The organism is Duganella sp. 1224 (assembly GCF_013408245.1).
GTDB lineage: Bacteria > Pseudomonadota > Gammaproteobacteria > Burkholderiales > Burkholderiaceae_D > Rugamonas.
On sequence record NZ_JACBYS010000008.1, the window covers coordinates 201,772 to 212,672 of the forward strand.

The window sequence follows — 10,901 nt, forward strand, 5'->3', positions numbered from 1 at the left end:
CCGTTCAGAAAACCGTATTCCCTGCCTCCGAATATCGTGTGACGCCCATCGACGCATGGCGGTTATATGTTGAGAAAAATTACTGTTGATCAGATCCGCGCCGGCATGTACGTGCACAGCCTGTGCGGTTCGTGGCTGGACAATCCGTTCTGGACTACCTCGTTCGCGCTGGGCAGCAACGCGGACGTTGCCAAGCTGCAGGCGTCCGGCGTGCGCGAACTGTGGATCGACACCGCGCGCGGCATCGACGTGGAGGATGATGAGGCCGAGCCGGCCGCCACCGAGGTGGCCGCGCCGCCGGCACCGCCCGTTCCGGCCGCGCCCGCGTATCAGTTGCCGCCGCAGCCGAAGACCCCCACCCGCGAGGAACTGGCGCGCGCCGCCAAGATTATCCAGAAATCGCGCGACGCGGTTGGCTCCATGTTCGAGGACGTGCGCCTGGGCCGCATGGCCAGCGCCGCCGCCGCCATGCCCATCGTCGAGGAAATTGCCGGCTCGGTGCTGCGCAACGCCGGCGCCTTGCTCAGCCTGGTGCGCCTGAAGCAGGCTGACGACTACACCTATATGCATTCGGTGGCGGTGTCCGCCATGATGGTGGCGCTGGCGCGCCAGCTTGAGCTGCCGGACGCCGAGGTGCGCGAATGCGGCCTGGCCGGGCTGCTGCACGACATCGGCAAGATCGCCATCCCGCCGGCCATCCTCAACAAGCCCGGCCGCCTGAGCGACGAGGAATTCCTGGCCGTCAAGCGCCACCCGTGCGCCGGCCACGAGATGCTGCGTGCCGTGCCCGACATGTCGCCGCTGGCGCTGGACGTCTGCCTGCACCACCACGAGCGGGTGGACGGCACCGGCTACCCGGACCGCCTCAGCGGCGACGCCCTCAGCCGCGCCGCCCGCATGGGCGCCATCTGCGACGTCTACGACGCCATCACCTCCAACCGCCCGTACAAGGCCGGCTGGAGCCCGGCCGTGTCGCTGCGCAAGATGGCGGCGTGGTCGAAGGAGGGGCACCTGGACCCGGCGCTGTTTGCCGCCTTCGTCAAATGCATCGGCATCTACCCGGTGGGCACGCTGGTCAAGCTGAAGTCCAACCGGCTGGCGATCGTGATCGACAACAGCAAGTCGCTGCTGCAGCCGACCGTGAAGGTGTTCTTCTCGGCGGCGTCGATGGTCTACCTGACGCCAACCACCATCGACCTGGCCTTGCCGGGCCCGACCGAGGGCATCGTCTCGATCGAGGATCCGCAGACCTGGCAGTTCGAGCACCTGGAGCGGTATTGGGCCGACGTGTAGCGCTAACTCAGGATTGGCATAGTTTGCTCTTTAATTGCGAGCACTTTGTTGACTGATGCATTGAGGGCAGGGATACAAGTCATCAAGTCGCGCTATATCAGGGCCATGTGGTGAATGCGATCACGTACGCGGCGGTCAAGCGCCAGTGGCGGTGCCCAGCGGCGTGGTCAGCGCGGGCGCGACCAGCACGTTAAGTTATGGAGGCGCTGGCGCTCTGGCCAGCGTGGTAGGACTTGCGGCACCTGTTTCGCTGCCCGCCGCGCTGGCAGTTGGCGCCACAGTCGGACTGGGCAACAGCTCGTGGGCTGGGATGCGCTTGCCACTCGTTCTTTGCGCGAGGGAGGCGAGATGCTCAACAAAATTTTCATGGTCGGGGCGAGAGGATTCGAACCTCCGGTCTCTACGTCCCGAACGTAGCGCTTTACCGGACTAAGCTACGCCCCGACTGTGATGACAATTACACCAGATTTCTCTCCGATTATCAACTGTGGCGCGCACCCGCCGTGCGGCAGAATTTACTTGCTGAACGGCAAGTCCGGTGCTACAGTGAAAATCTCTCCGCCGCTGAGCCCCTGTCCCCGCCCTCCGGCCTAGTTGCGCGCCGCTATGCGCCGCCGCCCCGGTTCACTTCCAATGCAGCGCCTTCCTTTGCGCCGCCGCCGGGGCATAGACCCAGGAATGTCATCATGACCGATCTCTCCACCGCCGTGGCGCCCGCGCTGGCCATGCAGCGTGCCGCCACCGTATTCGACGCCATCAACCGCACCCAGGGCGTGGTCGAGTACGACCCCGACGGCCGCGTGCTGGACGCCAACCAGAATTTCCTCGACCTCATGGGCTATACGCGCGAGCAGCTCATCGACCGCGACCACCGCCTGTTCTGCTGCCAGGACTTCATCCAGTCCGAGGCCTACGGCGACCTGTGGCGCAAGCTGGCGCTGGGCGAGGCCGACACCGGCGAGTACAAGCGCCTGACCAGCAAGGGCGCCGGCGTCTGGCTGCAAGGCTCGTACAACCCGATGCTGGACGATGACGGCAAGGTGGTCAAGGTGATCCAGTTGGCGCGCGACATCACGGTGCGCAAGACCCGCGCCGCCGACCATGATGGCAAGATGGCGGCGATCAACCGCGTCCACGCTGTGGCCGAGTTCAGCCCCAGCGGCGCGGTGCTGTCGGTCAACGAGAATTTCACCAACGTCTTTGGCTACGCGCCGGAGGAGGTGCAGGGCAAGCACCACCGGCTGTTCTGCGACCGCGACGACGCGCAGTCGGCCGAGTACGCGGACTTCTGGCAGCAGCTGGCGGCCGGCGGCCACCAGGTAGGCAAGTTCCGCCGCCGCACCAAGGACGGCCGCCGCATCTGGATCAGCGGCTCCTACAGCGCCGTGCTGGGCCCGGACGGCGAGCCGCTGAAGATCGTCGAGTACGCCTCCGACATCACCCACATCATCCACGACAACCTGGAGTTCGAGGGCAAGGTGGCCGCGCTGAACCGGGCGCAGGCGGTGGTGGAGTTCGACCTGGACGGGCGCGTGCTGGGCGCCAACCAGAATTTTCTTGACGCTTTCGGCTATGCGGCCGATGAGCTGGTCGGCGGCAACCACGCCATGCTGTGCGAGCCGGCGTTCAGCCAGTCGACCGAGTACCACGGCTTCTGGCGCCATCTGTCCGGCGGCGGCTACCACGCCGGCGAATTCAAGCGCCTGACGCGCGACGGCCGCGCGATCTGGGTGCAGGCGTCCTACAACCCGATCTTCGATGAGGACGGCCAGCCGGTCAAGGTGGTCAAGTTCGCCACCGACATCACCGAGGCCAAGACCCGCGCCGCCGATTATGCCGGCCGCAACGCCGCCGTCGACCGCGTGCAGGCGGTCATCGAGTTCGATCTGCAGGGCCGGGTGCTGACCGCCAACGAGAATTTCCTGGGCGTGGTCGGCTACTCGCTGGACGAGATCAAGGGCCAGCACCACCGCATGTTCTGCGACGCCGAGTATGCCCATTCGCCGGAATACCTGACGTTCTGGGAGCGGCTGGCGCGCGGCGAGTTCCACGCCGGCGAGTTCCGCCGCCGCACCAGGCAGGGCAAGGATATCTGGATCCTGGCCTCGTACAATCCGATCTTCGACGCCGACGGCAAGCCGTACAAGGTGGTCAAGTTCGCCACCGATGTGACCGAGCAGAAGCGCCTGCATGCCGACATCAAGAGCAAGCTGGACGCCATCGGCCGCTCGCAGGCGGTGATCGAGTTCGATCTGCGCGGCCAGGTGATTTCGGCCAATGAGAATTTCCTGCGCACGCTGGGCTACACGGTGGACGACGTGCTCGGGCAGCACCACAGCATGTTCTGCGAGCCGGAGCTGGTGCAGAGCAGCGAGTACCGCCATTTCTGGGCCAATCTGGCGCAGGGCATGTACCAGTCGGGCCGCTTCCGCCGCCGCGCGCGTCATGGCGCCGAGGTGTGGATCCTGGCCACCTACAACCCGATCCTGGACTTCAACGGCAAGCCGTACAAGGTGGTCAAGTTCGCCATGGACATCACCGAACAGGTGCAGCGCGAGCAGGCCATCGCGCAGAAGGTGCAGGCCATCGCCCAATTGCTGGCGGGGCTGACCAATTCGATCAACGAAATCGCCCGCGGCTCCGAGCGCTCCAGCGGCCTGGCCGGCCAGACGCAGAGCGAGGCGCACGAGGGTAGCCGCCTGGTGGATTCGGCGCGCGCCGCCAACGAGGCGATCCAGACCTCTTCCGGCGAGGTGCACGAGATCGTCGACGCCATCGGCGACATCGCCGCCCAGACCCACCTGCTGGCCTTCAACGCCGCCATCGAGGCGGCGCGCGCGGGCGAGCATGGCAAGGGCTTCTCGGTGGTGGCCAACGAGGTGCGCAAGCTGGCCGAGAAGTCGGCCGGCGCCGCGCGCGAGATCGCCAAGCTGATCAACCAGACCGTGAGCCGGGTGGACGAGGGCACGCGGCTGTCGGGCGAGGTGGAGGAGGCGTTCGCGCGCATCGTCAAGTCGGTGTCCACCACGCGCGAGTCGATCGCCAGCATCCACGAGTCGACCGCCGCGCAGGCGGCGGCCACCAGCGACGTGTCCGGCCTGCTGCAGGATCTCGAACGCATGACCGTCAGGAACTGATATGGACGCGCAAACCGGCGGCGCGCTGGCGCCGCATGTGGTGGTGCAGGTCGGCGCGGCGCGCATCGGCATTCCGGCCGGCTGCGTGGAGCGCGCGCTGGCGGCGCCCGAGCACTACACGCCGCTGCCGCGCCGCCAGGGCGCCTTGCTCGGCATGCTGGCGGTGGATGGCGTGCCGGTGCCGGTGATTGACCTGGCGTGCTGGGTGGCGCTGGCCGGCGCCGTGACCGGCGGCGCGCCGTCGCATCGGCGCGTGGTGCTGCTGCGCGCCGGCGATCGCATGGCGGCCTTGCAGGTCGACGTGCTGGAACCGCTGGCCGCGCTGCCGGCCAGCGCGGTGCAACGGTTGTGCCATGACGACGATCCCGAACAGTTGTTCCACAGCGCCGCCATCGTGCCGGCCAGCGGCGAGATGCTGGCGCTGCTGGAGGTGGACCATCTGTTCGACCTGGCGCGCAGTTGGTGTGCCGCCGCCGGCATCGATGTGGCGGCGGTGGACGAGGATGCCGCCGGCACCGGACAGGCGACGCATAGCTGGGCGGTGGTGGAGGCGGGCGGTGAACTGCTGGCGCTGCGCGCCGACGATGTGGCGGAAGTGACGCCGATGCCCGAGCATGTGGCCTTCCCGGGCGGGCCCGGCGTGGCGCTGTGCACCTGGCGCGACAGCCATCTGGCGGTGTTGTCGCTGGCGCGCCTGCTGGGTGCGGACGCGGCGCGCGCGGCGCCGCTGCTGGCTGTGTTGCGGCGCGGCGAACAGGCCTTGGGGCTGCCGATTCAATCGGTGCGCGAGTTGCGCCAGATGCCGGTGGCGCCGCAGGGCGTGCGCGCCGATGCGCCGGGCCGGCTGCCCTGTCTGACTGTCAGCCACGACAACGGCGAGACGCTGCGCCTGGTGGATACGGCGGCGCTCTTTGCCATGCACCCGGAAGCGTCGCTCAATCTGGCGATGCAGCCGGCGGCCGGCGGCGGCGCGCGCCGCAACGACGACACCTACGTGGTGCTGGACGCCGGCGGCAAGCTGGCGCTTCCCATCAGCGCCTGCGAGGAAGTGCTGCATGCCGCCGCCGAGGATTGCGTGCCGGCGCCTGCCGGCGGCGCAACGCTGAACTGGCGCGGCGCCACCATCGCCGTGCACGATTTGCGGCAGCCGGTGGGAGGCGCCATGCGGCGCGGCAAGGTGTCGCTGGTGGTGCTGCGCGGCGAGGCGCAACCGGTGGCAGTGGCCGTCGACCAGATTCTCTCCATGATCACGCCGGGCAGCGCCGAGCTGACCTGCATGCGGCGCGGCGGCGAGTCGGTCGAACTGCTGATTCTGGAAGAGGAGAGCGGCAGTAGCACCTATTGCGTGGCCGATCCGGCCGCGCTGCTGCGCCGGTCCGCCGCCAGCGTGTAGCAAAAAACAAACGTTGCCGCACTGGCGCGGCGGCAGGCGCTGGCCGCCAGTTTTTCTTTGGCCGACCGGGAAAAGTTGCGCCAATTGTAAATTCGGCTTTCATAGGGAAAGCGTCAATTTTATTACATTGCTCACAAAAAGTTACAAGTTCCCTTCTGGAATGCCCCGTAAATGTTAAGAAACCTGGTTACATTTTTCTTACAATTTACTGCAGAGTGGTCTTTGACAGATGGTAGTGCCGGTCACAAAATCGGTTACACAAAGGCTTAAGATTCGGTTAATTCTGGTGTGCTTCGGCCACTGGGGAATCCGTGCCTTTGTGATGTTAGCGGTATCCCTCTAACCTATCCAAGAAGGAACACTCATGACTTTGACCAAAGCAATGATGGCGCTGTTGTTGTCGGTGGCAGGCGGGGCAGCGATGGCTGCGCCGGGCTCCACCACGGTGGATTTCTCCCACGGCCTGGACGGCTGGTGGGGCATGCAGCCCGCCAACGGCATCGGCGGTTCCGGCATCGATACCACCCTGGGCAATTCGGCGCCCGCCTTGCGCACCGTGATTGAAAACTTCGGCGTCACCTGGGGCACCAGCAGCAACCAGGCCTTCCTCGGCGATTACACCAAGGCCGGCGCGGTGACGCTGGGCCTGGACATCAAGGCCCAGAGTATCAACTACTTCGGCCAGGACGTGTCGCGCAACGTGGTGGTGGAACTGCGCGACTACGACAACAAGCCCGCCGATCTGCCCTACACCAGCGTGTTCTTCAACCTCGGCAGCATCGACGCCACCAAGGGCTGGCAGCATTTGTCGGTGACGATCAGCGATACCAAGGCGACCCAGCTGCCCGCCGGCTGGGGCGGCTATGGCGGTCCGGATGCGACCGGGCCGACGTTGCCGCCGGGACGCACCTTCGCCAGCGTGCTGTCGAGCGTGGACGAGGTAGTGTTCACCACGCTGCAGCCGGGCTACGTCTACGGCTTCACCAACTTCGACGTCGCGGTCGATAACATCTCGGTGTCGGCCGTGCCGGAGCCGGCCACCTACGGCATGATGATGGGTGGTCTGGGCCTGGTCGGCTGGATGGCACGCCGCCGCCGCAACGCCGCCCGCTAATCTCCTCTTGCCCCGCTGGCGTTCCGCCTGGCATGCCGGCGGGGCAGGGCGCTGTCGTTTCAAATATCCGACACCTTGGCAAAGTTTTTGCTTTATCAAAATACCAATGTGGTAAATATAAGCAACTGCCCTGTTTTGGGGCGCCAAGGAGAAGATCGGACATGGATATTCGACGCAAACTCGTTGCAACCGCCGTTATCTCGGCATTCGGCGCGCCCGCCTGGGCGCAACAGGCGCAGCCCGCCGACGAAATCGAGGTGGTCAAAGTGACCGCGCAAAAGCGCAAGGAAGACCCGGCCAAGGTGGCGATGAGCATCAGCGCGGTCACCGGCGCGCAGCTGCAGGCCGAACACGTGCGCGATATCACCGACCTGACGCGGGTGGTGCCGAATATCTCCTTCACCGCCGCCAGCGGCAATGGCGGCGCCGGGCCGGGCACCTCCAACATCGAAATCCGCGGCATCAGCTCCACCGCCGGCGCGGCCACGGTCGGCATCTACCTGGGCGATACGCCGGTCACCGTGGGCAACGTCTACACGATGGGGAACATCGAGCCGCGCTTCTTCGACATCGACCGCGTGGAGGTGCTGCGCGGTCCGCAGGCCACGCTGTACGGCGCCAGCTCCATGGGCGGCACCATCAAGTTCGTGCCGAACGAGCCGGATCTGAAGGAGCGCGAATTCACCACCTACACCGAGGGCTCCAACACCAAGGGCGGCAGCGCCAACTACGCCGCCAACGTGGTGGCCAACTTCCCGCTGATTGCGGACGAACTGGCGCTGCGCATCGGCGTGCAGGCGCAGCACACCGGCGGATTTATCAACCAGGTGGATGGCGACGGCAACGTCATCGCCAACAACATCAACAAGATCAGCGACCAGGAAGTGCGCGCCTCGCTCAAATGGCGGCCGACGCGCGCGTTGACGGTGACGCCGTCGGTCTACTACCAGCGCATCGACGCCAAGGACATTGCGGCCTTCAATCTGGACCGGCCCCTGTACCAGGCGCAGAAACAGGTGCGCGAGCCGTCGATCGACAAGCTGCTGGCGCCGAGCGTCACGGTCAACTGGGACCTGGGCGAGGTGGACCTGACCTCGGCCACCAGCTACTTCCAGCGCAAGTTCGACCGCACGCAGAACGGTTCGGCCTACAACAGCTATTCGCTGTCCACCTTCCTGACCTCGACCGCCGATGGGGGCAAGGCGCCGCCGGAGCTGATCGAGGCGATCGCCGGCCTGCCGTCGGCGGTGTACCTGAACAACCAGGTGCGGCAGGTCTCGCAGGAGTTCCGCCTGGCTTCGCGGCCCTACGACGAGAAGGTGTCGCCGTGGACCTGGCTGGCCGGCACCTACTTCTCGCGCCAGCACACCAACATCATCGAGAACGATCCGATCTTTGGCGTCACCGACACCTTCAAGCAGTTTGGCTTCGACATCGCCGACCCGGACCTGCTGCCGGACGCGGCGCCCGGCCAGTTCCCGAACGATAACTCGTTCGCCGGCGCCTTCCATTACCGCGAGCGGCAGGGATCGGTGTTCGGCGAGCTGAATTACTACTTCTCGCCGGCGCTGCACGCCACCGTCGGCGCGCGCTACCTCAAGGCGAATACCACGCTGGAGCAGCGCAACGGCAACTACCTGGCCGGCGCCGGCAACAACAGCAGCGCCGAGACCTCGTCCAGCGCCTTCACGCCGAAGTACGCGCTGACGTGGGAAATCAATCCCACCAACACCATCTACACCAGCGTGGCCAAGGGCTTCCGTCTCGGCGGCGCCAACATCTACGTGCCGCCGACCACCTGCGGGCCGGACCTGGAGGAGCATGGACTGACGGCCGGCCCGCCGGCCTATTCGCCGGACAGCCTGTGGAGCTACGAGGTAGGCAGCAAGTCGCGCTTCCTCAACAACCGGCTGTCGATCAATGCCGACGTGTTCTACGTGAAGTGGAAGAACATCCAGCAGGGCGTGTACCTGCCGACCTGCGCCTACACCTACAACGCCAACGCCGGCGACGCCACCACCAAGGGCTTCGAGTTCGACATCAAGGCCAAGCCGCTGCCCGGCCTGACCTTGAGCGCCTCCGGCGGCTACGTGAAGGCGGAGCTGTCCAACGACGCGGGCAGCGAGAACGGCGTGATCGGCGCGGTGGCCGGCGCGCGCATTCAGGGCGTGCCGAAATATAACGCGGCAGTCAACGCCGCCTACAACTTCTCGGCGTGGGAGCGGCCGGCGTTTGTGATGGCCGGCATGCAGTGGGTGGGATCGAGCCGCGGCTCGCTCGATCCGGAGCAGACCGACTATGAGCGTCCGGCATATCACACCACGGACTTCAGCGCCGGCATGACGTTTGGTTCTTATGCCTTCACCGTGTTCGTGAAGAACGCCTTCGATACCGACACCATCATCCAGCACCCGCAGGTGGCGTCGATCGTGCAGGGCTACCGGCTGGCGCCGCGCGCCATCGGGGCCAGTCTCGCCACGCGGTTTTAAGCCATAATGCTGCTTTTGTTACTGGATACAAGGGCAGCATCATGAGCGTCACCATCTACCACAACCCGGTCTGCGGCACCTCGCGCAAAACGCTGGAAGCGATACGCGCGGCGGGCGTGGAGCCGGAGGTCATCGAATACCTCAAGCAGCCGCCATCGCGCGCGCAACTGCGGGAGATGATCGCCAAGGCCGGCATCAGCGTGCGCCAGGCCATGCGCAACAAGGGCGACCTGTACGTCGAGCTTGGCCTGGCCGACGCCTCGCTGTCGGACGAGGCGCTGCTGGACGCGATGATGGCGCATCCGGCACTGATCGAGCGCCCGTTTGTGGTGACCGACAAGGGCGTGCGCCTGTGCCGTCCTGTGGAGCTGGTGCGGGACATCCTCTAAAGCACGTACGCGGCGATTTCCTCGATCGTCTCCACCAGCGGGCGCTGGTTGCGGCGCAGGTGCAGGCCGATGTGATTGACGCCGGCGTCCCGCATCGCTTGCAGTTCGGCGATCAGGCCGTGGCGGCCGACCGCGGCGCCGAAGCGATGGCGGCGCAGCGGCGCATGCGGATCTTCCAGCAGGTCGAGGTGGATGAAGCTGATGTAGGGCTTGTCGCCAGCGACCTCGCGCCATAGCGCCACGCGGCGCGCGTGGTCTTCCGGCGTGCCGGGGTAGGCCAGCCAGCCGTCCATGTGCGCGCCCACCCATGGCGGCGTTTGTTGCGCCAAGCCGGCCACCAGCAGCGGGATCGGCTGGGTCACGCGCGGCAGTAGCTGGATGCCGGGCGGCCAGGCCGGATTGTGGCCGGCGCGCAGTTGCGCGATCTGTTCGCGGAAGATGGCGCCGCGCGTGTCGAACTCCTTGCCGAAGATCGGATATTCCACCGGACGGTCGCCGCTGGCGGTGCCCAGCAGCAGGCGGCCGTTGCTCAGTTGCTGCACGGTGGCGGCGGACTTCATGGTCAGCACCGGTTCGCGCAGCGGCAGCACCACGGCGGCGGTGCCTAGCAAGATGTTCTTGGTGATCCCGGCCAGGTAGCCGAGGTAGCTGAAGGTTTCAAAGACTTGCGCGGCGTCGCCGAAGGACGGATCGTACAGCGGCACATCGCGCACCCACAGCGCGCGGAAGCCCAGTTGATCGGCCAGCACGGCCAATTCGGCGTGATGCTGCATATCCGGTTCGCCCGGCAGGCGGCCGGCCTCGCGGCGGGCGTGGTCGCCGGCGGGCGACCAGTCGTTGTCGAGCGGGAGTTCGAGGCCGATCGAGAAGCCGCCCTCGGTGAGCTTGTCCAGCATGATGGTTCCTTGCGAAATCGAAGGCCCCAGTCTAGGCCGTCGCACCGCAAAGAAAAATCCGTCGCGCCACAAATCATTGTTGCGACCGCCGCAAGAACTCCGGGGTCAGGTCCTCCATTTCTACACGACCTCTGCCGTACGCGCGCGTACGGCAGAGGTCGTGTAGAAATGGAGGACCTGACCCCGGAGT

The 10,901-nt window shown here is 66.1% G+C and carries 7 protein-coding genes and 1 tRNA gene; 6 read left to right on the top strand and 2 right to left on the bottom strand.

Features of this window, described 5'->3' with window-relative positions:
• Nucleotides 1-66 precede the first annotated feature (66 nt).
• Nucleotides 67-1,293 carry an HD-GYP domain-containing protein gene (locus tag FHW58_RS24895; RefSeq protein WP_179675869.1) on the top strand — a complete coding sequence of 409 codons (1,227 nt, stop codon included), beginning with the start codon at nt 67-69 and terminating at the stop codon, nt 1,291-1,293.
• A gap of 367 nt (nt 1,294-1,660) precedes the next feature.
• Here the strand turns inward: FHW58_RS24895 and FHW58_RS24900 are convergent.
• Nucleotides 1,661-1,737 (bottom strand) — tRNA-Pro (locus tag FHW58_RS24900).
• A gap of 242 nt (nt 1,738-1,979) precedes the next feature.
• On the opposite strand from FHW58_RS24900, the gene FHW58_RS24905 reads away from it, so the two are divergent.
• The 5 genes from FHW58_RS24905 (at nt 1,980) to arsC (ending at nt 9,815) form a co-directional block, all read left to right on the top strand.
• Nucleotides 1,980-4,430, top strand: a complete 2,451-nt coding sequence (locus tag FHW58_RS24905; RefSeq protein ID WP_179675870.1) for a PAS domain-containing methyl-accepting chemotaxis protein — start codon at nt 1,980-1,982, stop codon at nt 4,428-4,430.
• 1 nt (nt 4,431) lies between these two features.
• Entirely contained in the window at nt 4,432-5,823 is a 1,392-nt protein-coding gene (locus FHW58_RS24910) for a chemotaxis protein CheW (RefSeq protein WP_179675871.1), read from the top strand.
• A 364-nt stretch (nt 5,824-6,187) separates the two neighbouring features.
• Nucleotides 6,188-6,937, top strand: coding sequence for an FxDxF family PEP-CTERM protein (locus FHW58_RS24915; RefSeq protein WP_179675872.1), 750 nt, complete (start codon nt 6,188-6,190; stop codon nt 6,935-6,937).
• Nucleotides 6,938-7,098: 161 nt separating this feature from the next.
• A complete protein-coding gene (locus FHW58_RS24920) occupies nt 7,099-9,426 on the top strand; it encodes a TonB-dependent receptor (protein ID WP_179675873.1) in 2,328 nt (775 codons plus the stop codon).
• Between the two features lie 41 nt (nt 9,427-9,467).
• Nucleotides 9,468-9,815: an arsenate reductase (glutaredoxin) gene (gene arsC / locus FHW58_RS24925; protein ID WP_179675874.1), complete on the top strand. Its 348-nt coding sequence runs from the start codon at nt 9,468-9,470 to the stop codon at nt 9,813-9,815.
• Here the strand turns inward: arsC and FHW58_RS24930 are convergent.
• Nucleotides 9,812-10,711 carry a TIGR03571 family LLM class oxidoreductase gene (locus FHW58_RS24930; RefSeq protein WP_179675875.1) on the bottom strand — a complete coding sequence of 300 codons (900 nt, stop codon included), beginning with the start codon at nt 10,709-10,711 and terminating at the stop codon, nt 9,812-9,814. The two genes, arsC and FHW58_RS24930, sit on opposite strands and share 4 nt — an antisense overlap.
• Nucleotides 10,712-10,901 lie beyond the last annotated feature (190 nt).

Bases quoted from the DNA above. Each gene is read 5' to 3' on its own strand.
- FHW58_RS24895 (WP_179675869.1), top strand. From the start codon at position 67: ATGTTGAGAAAAATTACTGTTGATCAGATCCGCGCCGGCATGTACGTG.
- FHW58_RS24930 (WP_179675875.1), bottom strand. From the start codon at position 10,711: ATGCTGGACAAGCTCACCGAGGGCGGCTTCTCGATCGGCCTCGAACTC.
- FHW58_RS24910 (WP_179675871.1), top strand. From the start codon at position 4,432: ATGGACGCGCAAACCGGCGGCGCGCTGGCGCCGCATGTGGTGGTGCAG.
- FHW58_RS24905 (WP_179675870.1), top strand. From the start codon at position 1,980: ATGACCGATCTCTCCACCGCCGTGGCGCCCGCGCTGGCCATGCAGCGT.
- FHW58_RS24920 (WP_179675873.1), top strand. From the start codon at position 7,099: ATGGATATTCGACGCAAACTCGTTGCAACCGCCGTTATCTCGGCATTC.
- FHW58_RS24915 (WP_179675872.1), top strand. From the start codon at position 6,188: ATGACTTTGACCAAAGCAATGATGGCGCTGTTGTTGTCGGTGGCAGGC.
- arsC (WP_179675874.1), top strand. From the start codon at position 9,468: ATGAGCGTCACCATCTACCACAACCCGGTCTGCGGCACCTCGCGCAAA.